We start from the raw sequence: 19,703 nt of genomic DNA on the forward strand, positions 1-19,703 counted from the left end.
CCGTTCGCCGGTGAACGGTCCCCCGGGGAATGGTGACAGATCAACGGCTGGGGACGCGCCGCGGCCCCGACCCGGCCCCGGCCCGGAACGGCCCACTCTACCGGGCAAGGTATCCGGAGGTCAGCGCTCCGCTGCGGACGTGACCAGTTCGGTCAGGACACCGTGGCAGTCCTTGGGGTGCAGGAACGTGATCCGGGACCCCATCGACCCGTTCCGCGGCTCGTCATAGAGCACCCTGACGCCCTTCTCCCGGATGTCCGCGGCGTCGGCGTCGACGTCCGCGGTGCCGAAGGCGATGTGATGGACGCCCTCCCCGTTCTTCGCCAGCCACTTCCCGACCGGCGAGTCCTCCCGGATCGGCTCCAGCAACTGGAGGTACGAAGCGCCGCCGTCGGACGTATCGTTGATCTTGAGCATGGCCTCGCGCACGCCCTGTTCCTCGTTGACCTCGGTGTGGAACACCTCGAACCCGTACGTCGACCGGTAGAACTCCACGGTCCTGTCGAGGTCGAAGCAGGCGATTCCGATGTGGTCGATTCGCGTCAGCATGGAACCAGTGCAACGCCCCGCCGATGGTTACGCAACGTGCGCGCCGTCACACCCGCTGCCGGATGACGGGCGGGGTACCGCTCAGTACATTCGAGTAAACCCTCGTTCACACCTCACCCAGGGGGCTGCGCCTCATGTCAGGAACGACCGGTACCACCTCAGTGATCGTCGCGGGCGCGCGTACGCCCATGGGCCGTCTGCTGGGCTCCCTGAAGAGCTTCTCCGCCGCCGAGCTCGGCGGCATCGCCATCAAGGCGGCGCTGGACCGGGCCGGCATCGGCGGCGACCAGGTCGAGTACGTGATCATGGGCCAGGTGCTCCAGGCCGGGGCGGGGCAGATCCCGGCGCGTCAGGCCGCCGTCAAGGCGGGCATCCCGATGAACGTCCCCGCGCTCACCATCAACAAGGTGTGCCTCTCCGGGCTCGACGCGATCGCGCTGGCCGACCAGCTGATCCGCGCCGGAGAGTTCGACGTCGTCGTCGCGGGTGGCCAGGAGTCCATGACGAACGCCCCGCACCTGCTCCCGAAGTCGCGCGAGGGCTACAAGTACGGGGCCGTCGAGATGCTCGACTCCATGGCGCACGACGGCCTGACCGACGCCTACGACAACATCCCGATGGGTGAGTCCACCGAGCACCACAACACCCGCCTGGGACTGAGCAGGGCGGAGCAGGACGAGATCGGCGCCCTCTCCCACCAGCGTGCCGCCGCGGCCCAGACGAACGGCGTCTTCGAGGCCGAGATCACCCCGGTCGAGATCCCGCAGCGCAAGGGCGACCCGGTCCTCTTCGCCAAGGACGAGGGCATCCGGCCGGAGACGACCGCCGAGTCCCTCGCCAGGCTGCGCCCGGCCTTCACCAAGGAGGGCACGATCACCGCGGGCACCTCCTCGCAGATCTCCGACGGCGCCGCCGCCGTCGTGGTGATGAGCAGGGCCAAGGCCGAGGAGCTGGGCCTGGCGTGGATCGCGGAGATCGGCGCCCACGGCAACGTGGCGGGCCCGGACAACTCGCTCCAGTCGCAGCCGTCGCACGCGATCCAGCACGCCCTGAAGAAGGAGGGCATCCAGGCCGAGGACCTCGACCTGATCGAGATCAACGAGGCGTTCGCGGCGGTCGCCGTCCAGTCCATGAAGGACCTCGGCGTCACCTCCGACAAGGTGAACGTCAACGGCGGCGCCATCGCCCTCGGTCACCCGATCGGCATGTCCGGCGCCAGGCTGGTGCTGCACCTGGCGCTGGAGCTGAAGCGGCGGGGCGGCGGCGTCGGCGCGGCGGCGCTGTGCGGCGGTGGCGGCCAGGGCGACGCGCTGATCGTCCGCGTCCCGAAGTAGGCCGCGGCGGCCCGTACGCCCGCGTCCGGGAGCGGCCCGGTCCGGGGCCGCGTCCCGCGGCGGCCGTACGCCCGCGAGCGGGAAGGCCCGCCGTCTGCGAGTGGGAGAAGGCCCGTTCGTACGCGAGCGGGGAACGGCCCGGGTGGGCCGCACGTAGTACACGTAGAGCACGCGCGAGTGAACGGAGCGGTGATGGTGGACGTCCCCACCCTGGTCGAGCAGGCCCGGGCAGGCCGGCCGAGGGCCGTGGCCCGGCTCATCTCCCTGGTGGAGGGGGCGTCGCCGCAGCTGCGCGAGGTGATGGCGGCCCTGGCGCCGCTGACCGGCAACGCGTACGTCGTCGGCCTGACGGGCTCGCCGGGCGTCGGCAAGTCGACGTCGACGTCGGCGCTGGTCTCGGCGTACCGGCGGGCCGGCAAGCGGGTCGGCGTCCTGGCCGTGGACCCGTCCTCGCCGTTCTCCGGCGGGGCGCTCCTGGGCGACCGGGTGCGGATGTCGGAGCATGCCTCCGACCCGGGCGTCTACATCCGCTCCATGGCCACCCGCGGGCATCTGGGCGGCCTCGCCTGGGCGGCGCCGCAGGCGATCCGGGTGCTGGACGCGGCGGGCTGCGACGTGGTCCTGGTGGAGACGGTCGGTGTCGGCCAGTCGGAGGTGGAGATCGCCTCCCAGGCCGACACCTCCGTCGTCCTGCTGGCACCCGGGATGGGCGACGGCATCCAGGCGGCGAAGGCCGGGATCCTGGAGATCGGCGACGTGTACGTGGTCAACAAGGCCGACCGGGACGGCGCGGACGCCACCGCGCGCGAGCTCAACCACATGCTGGGCCTGGGCGAGGCCCGGGGCCCCGGCGACTGGCGCCCGCCCATCGTGAAGACGGTCGCCGCCCGGGGCGAGGGCGTCGACGAGGTCGTCGAGGCGCTGGAGAAGCACCGGGCGTGGATGGAGGAGCGCGGCGTCCTCGCCGAGCGGCGCATGGCCCGCGCGGCCCGCGAGGTCGAGACCATCGCCGTCACGCGGCTGCGCGAGCGCATCGGCGATCTGCACGGCGACCGCCACATCGGCGCGCTCGCGGAACGCATCGTGGCCGGGGAGCTCGACCCGTACGCGGCGGCGGACGAACTGGTGGCGGGGCTCACCGAAGCCTGAGGCATCGCACGGCGCAGGGGCGTCCGCATACCGGATGCATGCGGACGCTCCGGCGCGCTGGTCCACGAGGAGGTCTCCCGGCACACCGGCGACCGGATGGCCCCGATGGTGCGTGGGGCGGATTCCGACAGCTTCGAGGCGGCCGTTTCCCGGGGGCAGCCGGGCAGGCCGGCAGCTCGTTCCCGGGGCGGCCGACCAGGGCGATCGGCGATCTGCTGGACAACGCCGAGCGCCACGCGGAGCACGCGGTGACGGTCCCGGTCCGCCGGGAGCGCGGCGGGATCGCCGTCGCGGTCACCGACGAGGGGGCGGGGGTGCCGCCGGACGAGCATGAGCGGACCTTCGAGCGCTTCGTACGGCTCGACGACGCCCGCACGCGGGACGAGGGCGGCGCCGGGCCGGGCCCGGCCGTCGCGCGTGACGTCGCCGTCCGGCACGGGGGCCGGCTGACGAGGGGCGACGCGCCGGAGGATGGGGCGCACTTCGGGCTGTGGCCGCCGGTCGCGGGCCGAGCCGGACGCCCTGCACCACGCGGGCACCGCCTCGCCCGCAAGTTCGTGTCACGCGCGGGTTCGTGTCACGCGCGGTCAGAGCTTTCCGCGCCGCCCCCGCAGATGCTCGGCGACCGGGGTCAGTGCCGTGTGCAGGTTGTCCAGTGCCTCCGGGGTCAGCAGGTCCATGAAGTGCCGGCGCACCGACGCGACGTGGTGCGGCGCCACCTTCCGCATCGTCTCCGCGCCGTGCTCGGTGAGGACGCCGTACAGTCCGCGCCGGTCGGACTCGCAGTTCTCCCGGCGGACCAGACCCGCGTTCTCCATGCGGGTGATCTGGTGCGAGAGCCTGCTCTTGGACTGCAACGTCGCCGTGGCGAGGTCGCTCATGCGCATGCGCTGGTCCTCCGACTCCGAGAGGTTGACCAGGATCTCGTAGTCGTTCATGGTCAGGCCGAAGGGCTGGAGGTCCTTCTCGAGCTGGTGCATCAGCAGTTTGTTGACCTCCAGATGGGTGCGCCAGGCGCACTGCTCCGCATTGTTCAGCCAGCGGGTGGCGGTCTCGGTCTCGGTCTCCATATAACGATTCTACCTAAGAAGTTGAAAGATGGACGAAAGGGGTGGGTGAAATCCGGGGCGCGCTCGAACGCGGCTCGGAGCACTCGGTACGGACGTCCGGCGTCACAGTCCGCAGGCTACCGTTCACCGACCGGAGCGGCGCCGGGCGTCCGCGGGCCGACCGGACGGACGGGGTCAGGCGCCGGGTTGACCCCAGCCGCCGGGCACCCCCGGCTGCGGGGGCATGGCGCCCGTCGGTTGCTCGGGCATCAGGGCCTCCGACGACTGGAGCAGCACCGTGCCCGCCCCCGCGAACTCGAACTGGTGCTCCTCGCCCGAGGTGCCGCCGAACCCGGTCAGCGCGCGCAGACCACCCAGGACCCCGGTCAGATAGCCGTGGTCGTAGTGGTGGCACGGCGAGGGGCAGTCCGCCCAGCCGACCAGCGCCTGCGGATCGACCCGCAGCGGCGGCTCCATGAAAACCACCGGGCCGTTGGACGCGGCCACGAACTTCCCCGTGCCGATCAGCGTCAGGAACCCCGGAACGATCGACTGCTTCAGGGCCAGGGACGGCTGGAAGGCCAGCAGGTTGCCCGAACGGATCGTCAGGTTCCCGTCATCCAGGTCGAACGAGTTGACGTCGAAGGCCCGGTCCGCGAGCAGCATCTTCCCGCTGCCCTCGGCCACCACCCAGTCGCTCGCGTGCAGTGGCGAGTGGAAACTCGTCCGCAACAGGTGTTCGAAACGGCCGTGGCCGACGCCGTCGAACCCGATCCGCCCGTAGTAGGCGATCATCTTGCCCTTCTGCAGGAACCACTGACTCCCGGCCAGTTCCACGCAGAAGGTGTACGCGTTGACGTTGTCGTTCGACGGCAGTGTCATCGGGTCGAGGACGAGGGGTGTGCTCACAGCTTCTCCTCCGACGCCTGGACGTAGACCGCCCCGCTGCCGCTCAGCTCCAGCTGGAACGCCTCGCCGGAGCCGCGCCCCACCATCTCGCGCCAGCCGAGCGCGGTGGAGAGCTTGTTGCGCACGTCCCCGTGGTGGGCGACGTACGCCTGCGGGTCCACGTGCACCTCGTGCCCGGGCGTGATCGGCAACTCGATCACCCCGCCGTGGGCCATCACGGCGACCGCCCCATGACCCGTCAGCGTCGTGGTGAACAGGCCCTGGCCGGTCACCTGGCCGCGCACCATCCCCATCACCCCGCCCTGCGAGCCCATGAACATGGTGGACTGCTGGAGCGAGCCGTCGAAGGCCAGCAACCGGTCGGCCTCGACGTAGAGGGTGTCCCCGGACAACTCGATCACCTGGATGTGGTGGCCGCCGTGGCCGAACATCACCGTGCCGTTCCCCTCGACCGTCATCAGCGGGGTCGCCTCGTTCGCCACCCGCCGGCCGATCATCGACATCACACCGCCCTGGCCGCCCTGGATGTTCGGCGTGAACGACACCTCGCCCCGGTAGGCGAGCATCGCGCCCCGCTGGCTGTACAGCTTCTGGCCGGGGACCACCGTCGCCTCGACCATCTTCGGGTTGACCTCACGGAACGGCATCAGAGATTGCCCCCCAGGGTGTTGCGCTCGCTGGGCTGCACGTACACGATCCCCTCGCCCTCGAACCGGATCTGGAACGCCTCGCCCGAGCCCTCGCCGATCAGCGTCCGGAAGTTCACCCCGGACTGGAACTGCTGCCGCAGATCACCCTGATGGGCGATATAGGCGCCGGGGTCGACGAAGAGCGGGTACTGCGGAGAGACCCGCAGCCCCACGGCCGCCCCGTCCGACATGATCGCCACCTGGCCGGTGCCCTCGACGGTCGTGGTGAACAGTCCGTTGCCGCTCGCCCCGCCGCGCAGACCGGTGAAAGCGGTACCGGTGCGCAGTCCGGCGTCGCTGCAGAGCAGATTGCTCGCCTCGACGTAGAGCTTGTCGCCGTGCAGCGAGACGAGGCTGATCTCGCTCGCGCGGTCGGCGAAGTAGCAGGTGCCCTTGCCCGTCACCTGCATCACGGTCATCTGCTCGCCGGTCAGCCGGCGCGTCACCATGCCGCGCAGGCCGTCGCCGCCGCCGGTCAGCCTCTTGAACGTCATCCGGCCGTCGTACGCGACCATCGAGCCGTTCTTGGCCTTGACGGCGTCGCCGGCCAGGTCGACGGCCAGGGTCCTGCTGCCTTGGAGTCGGAACATCGCCACCCGCCCGACGGTATCCGCAGCGTCCCGGCCCGGACAGGGCCCGGAGGCCGAACAGCGCCTCTGAATCACCCCTGATGCACAGCCGGTACCGAATCCGGACAGACCCGGAACGAATCGCCTCGGGCGCGCCCCCGGACGCGTACGACGGCGGAACGTGCCCCCGTGCGCGTGGCCGTGACCGGGGACATACGCCCCCGGCGCCGGACACCGCCCGTGCCGATGCCACAATGGGGAGCGCTTGTGCCCGCGTTCACAAGCTGTCACGACCCTCCCACCGAAGGTGCCCTCGTGGACATCAAGACCGCTACCGCCCTGCACCGGCTGCGCCTCATCTCGATCCCCGAAGCGCTCTCCTTCCCGGCGCTGATCCTCTTCGGCTCGATCCTCAGCCGGGTCTCGGACATCGACTTCCTGATGATGCCGCTCGGCATCCTGCACGGCGTGCTCTTCGTGATCTACGCCGTGCTGCTGCTCGACGTATGGTCCAAGACCAAGTGGCCGCTGAAGCGGGTCGCGTTCTTCTTCCTGCTCGCGGTGGTGCCGTTCGGCGGGCTGTACGGCGACAAGCTGCTCAAGCGCTACGAGGCCGACGACGTCATCGCCGCCCGGGCCCGCCGTGAGGGAGTGGTGGGCGCGTGATCGTCGCCTTCTCGGTCAGCCCGCTGGGGGTCGGCGAGGACGTCGGCGAGTACGTCGCCGACGCCGTCCGGGTCGTCCGCGAGTCCGGGCTGCCCAACCGCACGGACGCCATGTTCACCTCCATCGAAGGCGAGTGGGACGAGGTCATGGACGTCGTCAAGCGCGCCGTCGCCGCCGTCGAGGCCCGTGCCGGACGCGTCTCCCTGGTGCTGAAGGCCGACATCCGGCCGGGCGTCACCGGGGGACTGACCTCCAAGGTGGAGACCGTCGAGCGGTATCTCGCCGAGGGCTGACCCGCCCCGGGGCCCCGAGGCCCGGGGAACTCGCGGACGTCCGGCCGCGCGGCGTCCGATCGGCGCCTCCCGCGCACACGCGGAGGAAACCCCCGGCCCGGGGGCTTCCGGGCTGTTCCCGCCCGCCCCGCTATTGCCGCCCGTCGGGGCGGTCCGGCGTCGCCAGGGCGATGCCCAGCGGGGTCCGCTCGTACAGCACCTGGTGGCCGTACCGCCGCGAGGTGAGCAGCCCCGCCGCGCGCAGCACCGACAGATGCTCCGACACGGAGGAGAGCGCGAGGCCCAGCCGGTGGGCGAGCGCGCTCGTGCCCGCCGGTTCGTCGAGCGCGCACAGGACCTCGGCACGCCCCCGCCCGAGCAGCCGCGCGAGGGCCTGCGGGGTGCGGTCGGCGGACCGCGTCCACAACCCCCCGATCCCGCGCGCCGGATAGACGATCGCCGGCTGCCACGGCGGCTCGAAGCCGCTCACCGCGTCCGGCCAGCAGAAGACGCTCGGAATCAGGACGAGCCCCTGCCCGCCCGGCGCCCGGCTGTGCCGCCCCCGGAGCCCGACGATGGTGAGCGCCGACTCCGACCAGCTCAGTTGGGGGCTCAGCTCGCCCAGCAGCTGTTCGAAGCCGACCGCCGCGAGGCGCCGCGAGTGATAGGCGATGTCCGCCTCCAGCAGGGTGCGCAGCCGTGGCCAGTGCGGCTCGACCAGCACCCGCCAGGCCCGTTCCAGCAGATCGGCCAGGACCAGCACGGCCCGGGCGGGATCGGAGAGCAACTCCTGCGCGATGGGGGAGCCGAGCGCCTCCGGACGGCCCGCCAGCGTCAGTTCGAGGTCCTGGCGGACGAGTGCCGGGTCGAGCGACCGCACCCCCGCGATCTCCTCCTCGAAGGTGGGGACCGGACCGGGCGGCGGCGGGCTGAAGAAGTCCGGGTTGTGTCCGCTGTGCGGCATCAGCAGCCACAGCGGCTCCAGATCGAGCCCGGCCGCCGCCTCCCGGATCAGCCGGAGCCACGGCAGGTGGTACCCCTGCCGGTGGGGCCGGGCCAGCACACGCACCGCCGCCTGCGTCTCCCCCAGGGGTGAGAGCGCGAACCGGCAGCGGAGCAGATCGTTCTTGTCGAGGTGCAGCCGGAACGCCATGTGCCGCCTTCCGGTGAACTCTCGTGAACTTTCGGCGTGGGCCGAAAGTTTAGGGCGGGCGGGCCCGGCCCAGCAAGCTGCGCCCATGCCGAGTAGAAACGAGGCCGCGGCGGAGCGCCCCCGCCCGGCACAGGCCCCGCCCGAGCACCGGCCCGCCGCCGTACCGGAGGCTCCGCCCGCCTGCCCTTCCGAGAATCCCGTCGACGTCCCGGCCGCCTCCCCGCCGGAGCACCCCGCCGTACCGGAGGGCTCGCCCGCGGCCCCCGCTTCCGGCGGCTACCGCGCCGTCTTCGCCGTGCGGGAGTTCCGGGCGGTCTTCGCGGCGCACCTGCTCTCCCTGCTCGGTGTCGTCGTCAGCGAACTCGCCCTCACCGTCCTGGTGTACCGCCTCACCGGCTCGCCGCTGCTCAGCGCCCTCACCTTCGCACTCGGCTTCCTGCCGTACCTGGTCGGCGGCACGCTGCTCGCCGGGGTCGCCGACCGGTACCCCGCCCGCCGGGTCCTCGTCACCTGCGACCTGGTCTGCGCGGCGTGCGTCGCGGTGATGGTGCTGCCGGGCACCCCGGTCGGCGGGCTGCTCGCCCTGCGCTGCCTGGTCGCGGCGGTGGCTCCGGTCTTCGCCGGGACGCGGATGGCCGCGCTCACCGAGATCCTGGGCGAGGGCGACCGCTATGTCCTCGGCCGCTCGCTGCTGCGGATCGTCTCGCAGAGCGCCGTGCTCATCGGCTTCGGCGCGGGGGGGATGCTGCTCGCCGTGCTGCCCCCGCGTGGCGCGATCGCCATCACCGTCGTGACGTTCCTCTGCTCGGCCGTCCTGCTCCGCTTCGGCACCCGCGCCCGCCCGGCCAGGTCCGGCGGGGCCGGCGGGAGCGGTGGCTCCGCGCTTCTCGGGGAGTCGCTCGCCGGGGCCCGCGTCCTGTTCCGGAACCGCCGGATCCGCGTTCTGATGCTGCTGTTCTGGGTACCGCCGCTGTTCATGGTCGCGCCCGAGGCGCTCGCCGCCCCGTACGCCGACGAGATCGGGGTCGGGCCGGTCGCGCTCGGCCTGCTGATGTGCGCGCTGCCGGTCGGGCAGATCGCGGCGGAGCTGTACGTGGGCGTCGCGCTCACGCCCCGGCTGCGCTCCTTGATCGTGCTGCCCGCCGCGGTTCTGCAACTGCTGCCGCTGGTGCTGTACGCGTTGCGCCCCGGCGCGGTCCCGGCGGCGATCGTGCTGGTACTGGCGGGGACGGGCGGCGCGTATGTCATCGGCCTGGACAAGTGGTTCGTGACGGCAGCCCCGGAGGAACTGCGCGGGCGGGCCATGACCGTGCTCACCGCCGGGCTGATGACGCTCCAGGGCGTCGGCATGGCCCTCGCCGGGCTCGCGGCCGAGTTCTTCCCCGTGCACCACGTGGTCGCCGGGGCGGCGGTGACCGGCTTCCTGTGCCTGTTGCCGCTCGTACGGGAGGCGAGGAGGACCGCCCGGGCCGAGGCCCCGGACTTCGGCCCGGAGCCCTCGGGCGGCGCCCGGGCCGAGGGCCGGGAGGGCCGTCCGGCCGAGGACCGGGGCGGCGCGGCGACCCGTACCCGGGAGGGTGCGGCGCCCGGTGACCGGGACGGCGCGGCGACCGAAGCGCGAGACGGGGTGCGGACCGAAGTCCGAGACGAGGCTGACCAACATATGACCAGTGGGTAAGGTCGGTCGCGTGCCGAAGCCGCTCAGTCTCCCCTTCGATCCCATCGCCCGCGCCGACGAGATCTGGCAGCAGCGCTGGGGGCCGGTGCCCTCGATGGCCGCGATCACCTCGATCATGCGTGCGCAGCAGATCCTGCTCGCCGAGGTCGACGCCGTGGTCAAGCCGTACGGGCTGACCTTCGCCCGGTACGAGGCACTGGTGCTGCTCGCCTTCTCCAAGGCCGGCGAGCTGCCCATGTCCAAGATCGGTGAACGGCTCATGGTCCACCCCACGTCCGTCACGAACACGGTGGACCGGCTGGTGCGCTCCGGGCTGGTGGGCAAGCGCCCCAACCCGAACGACGGGCGCGGCACCCTTGCCTCCATCACCGACAAGGGCCGCGAGGTCGTCGAGGCGGCGACCAGGGACCTGGTCGACATGGACTTCGGGCTCGGGGTGTACGACGCCGAGGAGTGCGCGGAGATCTTCGCCATGCTGCGGCCGCTGCGGATCGCGGCCCAGGATTTCAAGGAGTCGTGACACGCCACCGCTCCCGCCGCGTCACCGTCCGTGACCGGCCATCGCCCCCGGGCGGTGGCCGGGACGCGGGGGAGTGAAGGCGGCGTTCCGGTACCCGGCCCGCTGCAAGATCGCCCCGGGCCTCCGGATACGCTCGATGCCATGAAACGCAGTGTGCTGACCCGGTACCGGGCGATGGCCTACGTCACGGCAGTCATGTTGCTGGTGCTCTGCACCTGCATGGTCTTCAAGTACGGCTTCGACATGGGCGAGGGGCTGACGCTGGTCGTCTCCCAGGTCCACGGCGTGCTCTACATCATCTACCTGGTCTTCGCCTTCGACCTCGGTTCCAAGGCGAAGTGGCCGGTCGGCAAGCTGCTCTGGGTCCTGATCTCCGGCACCATCCCGACCGCCGCGTTCTTCGTCGAGCGCAAGGTCGTCCGCGAGGTCGAGCCGCTGATCGCCGACGCCGCCCCGGCGACGGCCAAGGCCTGAACCAGCGGGCCCAGGCCCGGCCCGGCGCCCTCCCGAACCGCCCCGTGTTCAGCACCGGGCGGTTCCCCATCGACATTTACTAGGACGTCCTAGTAAATTCGATGGTATGGACGCTGACGCGATCGAGGAGGGCCGCCGCCGCTGGCAGGCCCGTTACGACAAGGCCCGCAAGCGTGACGCGGACTTCACGACACTTTCCGGAGATCCGGTCGAGCCCGTCTACGGCCCCCGCCCCGGGGACGCGTACGAGGGCTTCGAGCGGATCGGCTGGCCCGGTGAGTACCCCTTCACCCGAGGGCTGCACCCGACCGGCTACCGGGGGCGCACCTGGACGATCCGCCAGTTCGCCGGCTTCGGCAACGCCGAGCAGACCAACGAGCGCTACAAGATGATCCTCGCCGCGGGCGGCGGCGGGCTCAGCGTCGCGTTCGACATGCCGACGCTGATGGGCCGCGACTCCGACGACCCCCGTTCGCTCGGCGAGGTCGGGCACTGCGGGGTGGCCATCGACTCCGCCGCAGACATGGAGGTCCTCTTCCGGGACATCCCGCTGGGCGACGTCACGACGTCGATGACGATCAGCGGACCCGCCGTCCCGGTCTTCTGCATGTACCTGGTCGCCGCCGAGCGCCAGGGCGTCGACCCGTCCGTCCTCAACGGCACGCTCCAGACGGACATCTTCAAGGAGTACATCGCGCAGAAGGAGTGGCTCTTCCAGCCCGAGCCCCATCTGCGCCTCATCGGTGACCTCATGGAGCACTGCGCCCGTGAGATCCCCGCCTACAAGCCGCTCTCCGTCTCCGGCTACCACATCCGCGAGGCCGGGGCGACGGCCGCCCAGGAGCTCGCGTACACCCTGGCCGACGGCTTCGGGTACGTGGAGCTCGGCCTCTCCCGGGGGCTGGACGTCGACACCTTCGCGCCCGGCCTGTCCTTCTTCTTCGACGCCCACCTCGACTTCTTCGAGGAGATCGCCAAGTTCCGCGCGGCCCGCCGGATCTGGGCCCGCTGGATGAAGGAGACCTACGGGGCGAAGACCGACAAGGCCCAGTGGCTCCGCTTCCACACCCAGACCGCCGGCGTCTCGCTCACCGCCCAGCAGCCGTACAACAACGTCGTGCGGACGGCGGTCGAGGCGCTTTCCGCGGTCCTCGGCGGCACCAACTCGCTGCACACCAACGCCCTCGACGAAACCCTCGCGCTCCCCTCGGAGCAGGCCGCCGAGATCGCGCTGCGCACCCAGCAGGTGCTCATGGAGGAGACCGGCGTCGCCAACGTGGCCGACCCGCTGGGCGGTTCCTGGTACGTCGAGCAGCTCACCGACCGCATCGAGGCCGATGCCGAGAAGATCTTCGACCAGATCAGGGAGCGCGGTACCCGGGCCCACCCCGATGGGCAGCACCCTGTCGGGCCCATCACCTCCGGCATCCTGCGCGGCATCGAGGACGGCTGGTTCACCGGCGAGATCGCCGAGTCCGCCTTCCGCTACCAGCAGGCCCTGGAGAAGGGCGACAAGCGCGTCGTCGGCGTCAACGTCCACCACGGCTCGGTCACCGGCGACCTGGAGATCCTGCGCGTCAGCCACGAGGTCGAGCGCGAACAGGTCCGGGAGCTCGCCACCCGCAAGGACGCCCGCGACGACGCGCGGGTGAAGGCAGCGCTGGACGCCATGCTGACCGCCGCCCGCGACGGCTCCAACATGATCGGGCCGATGCTCGACGCGGTGCGGGCCGAGGCGACGCTCGGGGAGATCTGTGGGGCCCTGCGCGACGAATGGGGCGTCTACACCGAGCCGGCCGGCTTCTGAGGCAGGACCGCCGGGCCCGTCACACGCCGCGCGACGGGCCCGGCGGTCCGCCACCCGGGGGACGGGGGCGGGATCAGGCCGAGGCTGCCGCCCCGAGCCCCCCGAGCAGCAGCACGGTGAAGCGGCGGGCCCATTCCGCGTCGACGGGCTCGGCGCTCACCAGGACCCGGTGCACGACCGCCCCGGCGATCACGTCGAAGATCAGGTCCGCGGTCGTCGCCGCCAGGCCCTCGTCCTGCTCGGTGGGCAACTCGCCGCGCTCCTGGGCTCGTCGACGCCCCTGGAGCACCAGCCGTTTCTGCCGGGCCACGATCGAGTCGCGGATCCGGGTCCGCAGCGCTTCGTCCCGGGTCGACTCCGCGACCACGGCCATCAGCGAGGTCCGGGTCTCCGGCCGCGCCAGCAGCGCGGCGAACTGCAGCACCACCGCCTGCACATCGGCCGCCAGACTCCCGAGGTCGGGTAGCTCCAGCTCGTCGAAGAGGACCGCGACGGCATCCACCACCAGCTCGTTCTTGCCCGCCCACCGCCGGTACAGGGTCGTCTTGGCGACCCCGGCCCGCGCCGCCACATCGCCCATCGTCAGTTTCGACCAGCCGAGGTCGACCAGGGAGGCTCTGGTCGCCTCCAGGATCGCTTCATCGGCCGCGGCGCTGCGCGGGCGTCCCGTTCGTGGTGGTTCGGGGTGGCTGCGGCTCAGCATGCCGTGACCATACCGGCCAGTAGGGAGAACCGAACGGGCCCCGGCGCCGTGAGACAGATCACCGGATGCCCCTGTGCGTGAGGGGGGTGGGGCAGTTACGCTACGGGTCGTAGCGTAAGGCGGCGGTGGTGCCGTCATGACGCCGCAACCGAACGACAGCCACAGGCACCGGGTGGGGACCCGGCGCCGAGCGGGCCATTCAGGGGCCCCCGGACCGTGTCCGACCGTCCACCCCGCACACCGGCGGGGCCGCGGACGGGTGCGGTTCGGCCATCGCTTTCCGTATCGGCACGCCAAGGGGGGAGGATGTACGCATGCAGCCTAGGAACATGTCCATGAGCGGTGTCGTCGACCTCGCCGCGGTGAAGGCGGCCGGTGAGGCCAAGGCCAAGGCGGAGCAGGCCCGCGCCGAGGCCGCCCGGCAGGGGGACGTCGGCGCCGTGCCGCCGTCCGCCCTGGTGATCGACGTCGATGAGGCGGGCTTCGAGCGCGAGGTCCTCCAGCGCTCCGCGGAGGTCCCGGTCGTCCTCGACTTCTGGGCCGAGTGGTGCGAGCCGTGCAAGCAGCTTGGTCCGGTCCTGGAGCGCCTGGCCCAGGAGTACAACGGCCGCTTCGTGCTGGCCAAGATCGATGTCGACGCCAACCAGATGCTGATGCAGCAGTTCGGCATCCAGGGCATTCCGGCGGTCTTCGCCGTCGTCGCCGGGCAGGCCCTTCCCCTCTTCCAGGGCGCGGCCCCGGAGGCCCAGATCCGCCAGACGCTCGACCAGCTGATCCAGGTCGGCGAGGAGCGTTTCGGCCTCACCGGCATCACCGTCGACCAGGACGCCGCCGAGGCCGCCGCCCCGGCCCCGGTCGAGGCTCCCGCCGGTCCGTACGACGCCCTGCTCGAAGCAGCCGTCCGGGCCCTGGACGCCAATGACTTCCCCGGTGCCGTGCAGGCGTACCAGAACGTCCTGGCCGACGACCCGTCGAACACCGAGGCCAAGTTGGGCCTGGCCCAGGCCGAACTCCTCTCCCGGGTCAAGGACATGGACCCGCAGCGGGCGCGTCAGGACGCCGCGGAGCGTCCGGCCGACGTGACCGCCCAACTCGCCGCCGCCGACCTGGATCTGGTGGGCGGCCATGTCGAGGACGCCTTCGGGCGGCTCGTCGAGGCGGTGCGCCGCACCTTCGGCGAGGACCGGGAGGCGGTGCGGGTCCGTCTGTTGGAGCTGTTCGAGGTGATCGGCCCCGACGATCCCCGGGTGGTCTCGGCGCGCGCGGCGCTGGCGCGCGTCCTGTTCTGACGGGCGGAACTCGTTCCGGCGCGGGACTTGTTCCGTTCTGACAACGCGGCCGCGGTGCCTCCGGGGTACCGCGGCCGTTTTCGCGATCGCGCGACAAGAGACGGTTTCGCTTTACCAAATCTTGATAAAGAGGCCGCCTGTTACTGGCAGTAAATCACCCCTTGGTTTCTGTCCGAAAAGAGACTGAATCCCCCTTTCGTCCTTCTGGTGGGAGCCACCGTGTGTGGCCGCGTGGTGCCAGCCCGTCGCGCTGTGTTCGCCACGCCATTACCAGTGAGTAACGAACCCCTTGTGCGGCGGGCTTGAATGCACCACGATCGGCCACGCTCGGTCCAATGACGCCAAGCCCGGCCGCCAGCCGGTGCGCTGGCTTTGTTGGGTCCCCACCGAGTGGGCCGGCGGTCGTGACGCCGGCTCCGGACAGGGGGGTTCCTGCCATTCGGCAGGGCCTGTCCGATCAGGCCGCGCGGCTGCGCGGCCGGTGGTTGTCGCTCGGGGGTGATCGCCGGTGATTCGGACGCGGTTCCCGCCTCCGTGCGCGGGCGCTCTCCTTACCGAGGACGTAGCACTTCTCCCATCCCAGGACGGGCCCCGCCCGTACCGGAGATGTACGTCCGAGAAGGAGGAAAGAAATGAGTTCCCAGGTTCGTGGCGGCACGAGATGGAAGCGCTTCGCTCTGGTCATGGTGCCGAGCGTCGCCGCGACCGCCGCGGTCGGCGTCGGTCTCGCGCAGGGCGCCCTCGCGGCGTCCTTCAGTGTGTCCGGCCAGGACTTCAAGGTGAGCACGGACAGCCTCGTCGGCCACAACTTCGTGCAGTACGGTTCCGTGGCCACCGGCAAGAGCCTTGAGGGCAAGAACGAGGCGCACGCCGTGGCCGTGTCCGGCTTCAGCGATGCCACGATCACCAACATGTGCCAGTCGGTGGTCACTCCGAACCTTCCGTTCGGACTCGGCACCATCACGCTGCGGTTGACGGCAGGTACGAACCCGAACAAGCCGGTCACGGCGACCAACCTGTATCTGGATGTCGCCGAGCTCGACGCGGACGCCGAGTTCAAGAACATCGACATCGGTGTGGCGGCGGGCGACGTCGGCAAGCCGGGCATCCAGCCCGGCACGGAGGCGAAGGTCAACCCGAACGGCTTCGCGCAGCGCGCCGAGGAGGCGAGGCTGAGCAACGTGAGGCAGACGGCGTGGGCGACCACGGCCGGAACCTTCAAGCTCACCGACCTCAGCCTGCGGCTGAAGTCGGGCAACAAGCCTTGCTACTAGGCCTTGGGCCAGGGGTGGCCGGGGCGCCCGCTGCGGGGCCCCGGCCACCCACCCTTTCTCTTCTCACAGCAGTACCGGTTCCAGGGAGCTGTTTTCCATGAGCCCCGAGTCCACAGGGCAGAACGAGCACTTTCTCCGTGTCTTCCGGCGCGAATTCCGCACCTGGCGGGGAAACCGGCCGTTCTGGGCGGGCCTGTTCACCATGATGGGCGGTCTGCCCATCGCGTACTTCCCGTATGCCAACATGCACCTCGGCAACGTCACGCTGGCGATGTCCACGACCGCCGGCGCGGGATCGCTGATCATCGGCGTCCTGCTGGTCACGCTGGGCCTCACCATGTGGTTCCACCACATCGTGAGAGTGTTCGCCGGAATCGCCACGATCCTGCTGGCCCTGGTCTCCATACCCGTGGCCAACATCGGCGGCTTCGTGATCGGCTTCCTGTTCGCCCTGGTCGGCGGCGCGCTCTCGGTCTCCTGGGCCCCTGGAGAGCCGGAGCCCGCGGGCCCGGACACCGGCATGCGCGACGGGGCGCCCGAGGACGTCGGTACGGGGACACGGGAGCGGGGCCCCGATCTCCACAAGGTGGCGGTGGTGCCCCAGCGGCAGCCGGAGCAGGACGACACGACGATCGAGGCCGACGGCGGGGGGCATCGTGCGGGGTGACGAGACAGAGCTGAACGCGACCGGGCAGAACTACCGGACGGCAACCGGACCGCGCCACGCAGCCCCCAGGAAGTCGCTGCTGACGAAGCTGCACATACCCGCGGGCAAGGCGTTCGCACTCGCCGCGATGCCGACGGCCGTCTTCGTGGGCATGGGGCTGACGCCCCGGCTCGCACTCGCCGACGACAACCCGGACATCCCCTTCGCGCCCGGCCCCTGTGTGACCCGCTCCGACGAACCGGGCGAGTTCCCCTCGCCGTCCGCGTCGGACACGACGTCACCCTCGCCGTCCGCCACCGACTCCGGGGACAAGGGCGAGGCCCCGAAGCCCTCGGTGACCCCTTCGGCGAGCGACACGACGAAGCCCGAGGCCGGGACCACGCCCGATTCCACGCCCGATTCCGCGCCTGAGTCCACGCCCGATTCCGCGCCCGAGTCCGCGTCCGGGGCCGCCTCCGGTGCGCGGGCCGCAGAGACCCCGGACGCCGCGCCGAGCGCCGCACCCACCCCCACGAAGTCGAGGAACCCGCTCGACCCGCTGGGCGTCGGCGACGCGCTCAGGGACTTCTTCGGCATCCCGGACAAGGCGCAGGCCGACCCGTCCCCGGCCCCGTCCTCCACCACGGACACCGAGTCCCCGAAGCCCTCACCGAGCGACACCGCCGAGCCGGTGGACACCCCGGAGAAGCCCGCCGACAGCGTGGAGAAGCCCGCGGACACGGCGCGGAAGACCAGCGACGGGACCGCGGACGCCATCCGTGAGGCCGCCGGGAAGGCCGGGGCGTCGGTCGAGGAACTCGACGACGACGTCAAGGGACTCGACCCCAAGAAGGACGAGGACATCCCGGACGGCGCCAAACCGCGCTTCCCGTGCCCGACCGCCGACCCCGAGGCCCTGGCCGCGGCCGGCCTGGAGACGGGCATGCCGCTGCTCCCCACCGACCCGTGGATCCTGAACAGTTCGCTGCTCACCCTGAACGGGCTCGACTACAAGGGCATCGTCGAGGTGAAGACGTACGACGGCACCGTCAAGAAGGTGCTGAAGTTCACCGCGAGCTCCATCGACATCGGGAACCTCCATCAGAAGACGGTCGGCCCGAACGGCACCACGGCCCATGTCGAGGCGCGCAAGGGCTCCACGTCCACCATCCGCAACGGCACGGTGACCATGTACACGGAGGAGCTGAAGGGGAATCTCTTCGGGCTCATCCCGGTCACGTTCAGCCCGCAGACCCCGCCGCCGTTGAACGTCCCCTTCGCGTTCTTCACCAAGGTCAAGGTGACGCAGGCCGGTCAGTTCGGCGGAACGCTCAAGGTGCCGGGGCTGCACAACTACTTCACCTGAGCCAACGCCGGACCGGACCGGTAAGGGAGCCGCACGAAGCGGTGGCCGCCCCCCCCGGAGGGAAGCGGCCACCGCCTCGTCGTATGCGTACCCGTGTCCGTGCCGGTCGCGTCAGTCGCGCTCCCCGCCACCCACGTGGTGCACGCGCACCATGTTCGTGGTGCCCGGGATGCCGGGGGGCGAGCCGGCGGTGATGATCATGGTGTCACCCGGGTTGTAGCGGTCCAGCTTCATCAGTTCCGCGTCGACCAGGTCGACCATCGCGTCGGTGTTGTCCACGTGCGGCACGACGCGGGCCTCGACGCCCCAGCTCAGGGCGAGCTGGTTGCGGGTGGACTCGTCCGTGGTGAACGCCAGGATGGGCTGCGTCGCGCGGTAGCGGGAGAGCCGGCGGGCCGTGTCACCGGACTTGGTGAACGCGACGAGCGCCTTGCCGTTCAGGAAGTCCGCGATCTCGCAGGCGGCGCGCGCCACCGAACCGCCCTGGGTGCGCGGCTTCTTGCCCGGCACCAGCGGCTGGAGGCCCTTGGAGAGCAGCTCGTTCTCGGCGGCGACGACGATCTTCGACATCGTCTTGACCGTCTCGACCGGGTACGCGCCCACGCTGGACTCCGCGGAGAGCATGACCGCGTCCGCGCCGTCCAGGATCGCGTTGGCGACGTCGGACGCCTCGGCACGGGTCGGCCGCGAGTTGGTGATCATCGACTCCATCATCTGGGTCGCCACGATCACCGGCTTGGCGTTCCGGCGGCAGAGCTCCACCAGGCGCTTCTGCACCATCGGGACCTTCTCCAGCGGATACTCCACGGCCAGGTCGCCACGGGCCACCATCACACCGTCGAAGGCCATGACGACCTCCTCCATGTGCTCGACCGCCTGCGGCTTCTCCACCTTGGCGATGACCGGGACCCGGCGGCCCACCTCGTCCATCACCCGGTGGACGTCCTTGATGTCGTCGGCGTCCCGTACGAAGGAGAGCGCCACCAGGTCGCACCCCATCCGCAGCGCGAACCGCAGGTCCTCGACGTCCTTCTCGGACAACGCGGGGACGTTGACCGCCGCACCGGGCAGGTTGATGCCCTTGTGGTCGGAGATGACGCCGCCCTCGATGACGATCGTCCGCACACGCGGCCCCTCGACGGCGACGACCTTCAGCTCGACGTTGCCGTCGTTGATCAGGATCGGATCGCCCTTGGCCACGTCGCCGGGCAGACCCTTGTACGTCGTGCCGCAGATCGACTTGTCACCGGGCACGTCCTCCGCGGTGATGGTGAACTCGTCCCCGCGGACCAGCTCGACGGGCCCCTCGGCGAACTTCCCCAGACGGATCTTCGGGCCCTGGAGATCGGCGAGTACGCCGATCGCGCGGCCGGTCTCGGCCGCGGCCCTGCGGACCAGGTCGTAACGGCCCTGGTGCTCCTCGTGGCTGCTGTGACTGAAGTTGAAGCGGGCCACGCTCATGCCGGCCTCGATCAGAGCGACGAGCTGCTCGTGGGAGTCGACGGCGGGACCGAGTGTGCAGACGATTTTGGAACGGCGCATGAGGCGGATCCTATCGGTTTGTTTAGCAACGGAATATTCCGTCTGGCGGAAGGTACAAAGGGGCG

The 19,703-nt window shown here is 71.0% G+C and carries 20 protein-coding genes and 1 pseudogene; 13 read left to right on the top strand and 8 right to left on the bottom strand.

What is annotated here, in order from left to right:
- Positions 1–120: 120 nt before the first annotated feature.
- Positions 121–549 carry a methylmalonyl-CoA epimerase gene (gene mce / locus ACIHCL_RS07990; protein WP_399858290.1) on the bottom strand — a complete coding sequence of 143 codons (429 nt, stop codon included), beginning with the start codon at positions 547–549 and terminating at the stop codon, positions 121–123.
- A 134-nt stretch (positions 550–683) separates the two neighbouring features.
- On the opposite strand from mce, the gene ACIHCL_RS07995 reads away from it, so the two are divergent.
- From ACIHCL_RS07995 to ACIHCL_RS08005, 3 genes and pseudogenes are all read left to right on the top strand, one after another.
- Complete coding sequence (locus ACIHCL_RS07995) at positions 684–1,883, top strand: acetyl-CoA C-acetyltransferase (RefSeq protein WP_399858293.1); 1,200 nt, start codon at positions 684–686, stop codon at positions 1,881–1,883.
- Between the two features lie 192 nt (positions 1,884–2,075).
- Positions 2,076–3,032 (top strand): methylmalonyl Co-A mutase-associated GTPase MeaB, encoded by a 957-nt coding sequence (gene meaB, locus ACIHCL_RS08000; protein WP_399858295.1) that lies wholly within the window; start codon positions 2,076–2,078, stop codon positions 3,030–3,032.
- A gap of 38 nt (positions 3,033–3,070) precedes the next feature.
- Positions 3,071–3,475, top strand: a pseudogene (locus tag ACIHCL_RS08005) (ATP-binding protein); the annotation flags it as partial.
- Positions 3,476–3,619: 144 nt separating this feature from the next.
- On the opposite strand, the gene ACIHCL_RS08010 reads toward ACIHCL_RS08005, so the two are convergent.
- The 4 genes from ACIHCL_RS08010 to ACIHCL_RS08025 form a co-directional block, all read right to left on the bottom strand.
- On the bottom strand, positions 3,620–4,102 hold the full coding sequence (locus ACIHCL_RS08010; RefSeq protein WP_399858297.1) for a MarR family winged helix-turn-helix transcriptional regulator: 483 nt from the start codon (positions 4,100–4,102) through the stop codon (positions 3,620–3,622).
- Between the two features lie 174 nt (positions 4,103–4,276).
- Positions 4,277–4,990 carry an AIM24 family protein gene (locus ACIHCL_RS08015; RefSeq protein ID WP_399858300.1) on the bottom strand — a complete coding sequence of 238 codons (714 nt, stop codon included), beginning with the start codon at positions 4,988–4,990 and terminating at the stop codon, positions 4,277–4,279.
- A complete protein-coding gene (locus tag ACIHCL_RS08020; RefSeq protein ID WP_399858302.1) occupies positions 4,987–5,637 on the bottom strand; it encodes an AIM24 family protein in 651 nt (216 codons plus the stop codon). The genes ACIHCL_RS08015 and ACIHCL_RS08020 overlap by 4 nt, the downstream gene beginning before the upstream one ends.
- On the bottom strand, positions 5,637–6,269 hold the full coding sequence (locus ACIHCL_RS08025; protein WP_399858951.1) for an AIM24 family protein: 633 nt from the start codon (positions 6,267–6,269) through the stop codon (positions 5,637–5,639). The genes ACIHCL_RS08020 and ACIHCL_RS08025 overlap by 1 nt, the downstream gene beginning before the upstream one ends.
- A 294-nt stretch (positions 6,270–6,563) precedes the next feature.
- On the opposite strand from ACIHCL_RS08025, the gene ACIHCL_RS08030 reads away from it, so the two are divergent.
- Positions 6,564–6,914 carry a DUF3817 domain-containing protein gene (locus ACIHCL_RS08030; RefSeq protein WP_399858305.1) on the top strand — a complete coding sequence of 117 codons (351 nt, stop codon included), beginning with the start codon at positions 6,564–6,566 and terminating at the stop codon, positions 6,912–6,914.
- Positions 6,911–7,207, top strand: a complete 297-nt coding sequence (locus ACIHCL_RS08035) for an MTH1187 family thiamine-binding protein (protein WP_399858307.1) — start codon at positions 6,911–6,913, stop codon at positions 7,205–7,207. Before ACIHCL_RS08030 ends, ACIHCL_RS08035 begins: the two co-directional genes overlap by 4 nt.
- 130 nt (positions 7,208–7,337) lie before the next feature.
- Here ACIHCL_RS08035 and ACIHCL_RS08040 read toward each other — a convergent pair whose 3' ends face one another.
- Entirely contained in the window at positions 7,338–8,339 is a 1,002-nt protein-coding gene (locus ACIHCL_RS08040; protein ID WP_399858310.1) for a DUF5937 family protein, read from the bottom strand.
- An 85-nt stretch (positions 8,340–8,424) separates the two neighbouring features.
- On the opposite strand from ACIHCL_RS08040, the gene ACIHCL_RS08045 reads away from it, so the two are divergent.
- From ACIHCL_RS08045 to ACIHCL_RS08060, 4 genes are all read left to right on the top strand, one after another.
- Positions 8,425–10,017: an MFS transporter gene (locus ACIHCL_RS08045; RefSeq protein ID WP_399858313.1), complete on the top strand. Its 1,593-nt coding sequence runs from the start codon at positions 8,425–8,427 to the stop codon at positions 10,015–10,017.
- A 10-nt stretch (positions 10,018–10,027) separates the two neighbouring features.
- Positions 10,028–10,537 (top strand): MarR family winged helix-turn-helix transcriptional regulator, encoded by a 510-nt coding sequence (locus ACIHCL_RS08050; RefSeq protein ID WP_399858314.1) that lies wholly within the window; start codon positions 10,028–10,030, stop codon positions 10,535–10,537.
- 141 nt (positions 10,538–10,678) lie between these two features.
- Positions 10,679–11,011 (top strand): DUF3817 domain-containing protein, encoded by a 333-nt coding sequence (locus ACIHCL_RS08055; protein ID WP_399858317.1) that lies wholly within the window; start codon positions 10,679–10,681, stop codon positions 11,009–11,011.
- Between the two features lie 106 nt (positions 11,012–11,117).
- Positions 11,118–12,818: a methylmalonyl-CoA mutase gene (locus tag ACIHCL_RS08060; protein ID WP_399858321.1), complete on the top strand. Its 1,701-nt coding sequence runs from the start codon at positions 11,118–11,120 to the stop codon at positions 12,816–12,818.
- A 73-nt stretch (positions 12,819–12,891) separates the two neighbouring features.
- Here the strand turns inward: ACIHCL_RS08060 and ACIHCL_RS08065 are convergent, their stop codons facing one another.
- Positions 12,892–13,521 carry a TetR/AcrR family transcriptional regulator gene (locus ACIHCL_RS08065; protein ID WP_399858323.1) on the bottom strand — a complete coding sequence of 210 codons (630 nt, stop codon included), beginning with the start codon at positions 13,519–13,521 and terminating at the stop codon, positions 12,892–12,894.
- A gap of 314 nt (positions 13,522–13,835) precedes the next feature.
- Between ACIHCL_RS08065 and ACIHCL_RS08070 the strand changes: the two genes are divergently transcribed.
- The 4 genes from ACIHCL_RS08070 (at position 13,836) to ACIHCL_RS08085 (ending at position 18,096) form a co-directional block, all read left to right on the top strand.
- Positions 13,836–14,810 (top strand): tetratricopeptide repeat protein, encoded by a 975-nt coding sequence (locus tag ACIHCL_RS08070; protein ID WP_399858326.1) that lies wholly within the window; start codon positions 13,836–13,838, stop codon positions 14,808–14,810.
- Between the two features lie 632 nt (positions 14,811–15,442).
- On the top strand, positions 15,443–16,084 hold the full coding sequence (locus tag ACIHCL_RS08075; protein WP_399858328.1) for a DUF6230 family protein: 642 nt from the start codon (positions 15,443–15,445) through the stop codon (positions 16,082–16,084).
- Between the two features lie 97 nt (positions 16,085–16,181).
- Entirely contained in the window at positions 16,182–16,751 is a 570-nt protein-coding gene (locus ACIHCL_RS08080) for a DUF6114 domain-containing protein (RefSeq protein ID WP_399858331.1), read from the top strand.
- Positions 16,741–18,096, top strand: coding sequence for a hypothetical protein (locus ACIHCL_RS08085; protein WP_399858333.1), 1,356 nt, complete (start codon positions 16,741–16,743; stop codon positions 18,094–18,096). Before ACIHCL_RS08080 ends, ACIHCL_RS08085 begins: the two co-directional genes overlap by 11 nt.
- A 111-nt stretch (positions 18,097–18,207) precedes the next feature.
- Here ACIHCL_RS08085 and pyk read toward each other — a convergent pair whose 3' ends face one another.
- Positions 18,208–19,638: a pyruvate kinase gene (gene pyk, locus ACIHCL_RS08090; protein ID WP_399858337.1), complete on the bottom strand. Its 1,431-nt coding sequence runs from the start codon at positions 19,636–19,638 to the stop codon at positions 18,208–18,210.
- Between the last annotated feature and the right edge of the window lie 65 nt (positions 19,639–19,703).

Origin of the sequence: Streptomyces sp. NPDC052042, from assembly GCF_044548345.1 — a bacterium.
Classification (GTDB): Bacteria; Actinomycetota; Actinomycetes; order Streptomycetales; family Streptomycetaceae; genus Streptomyces.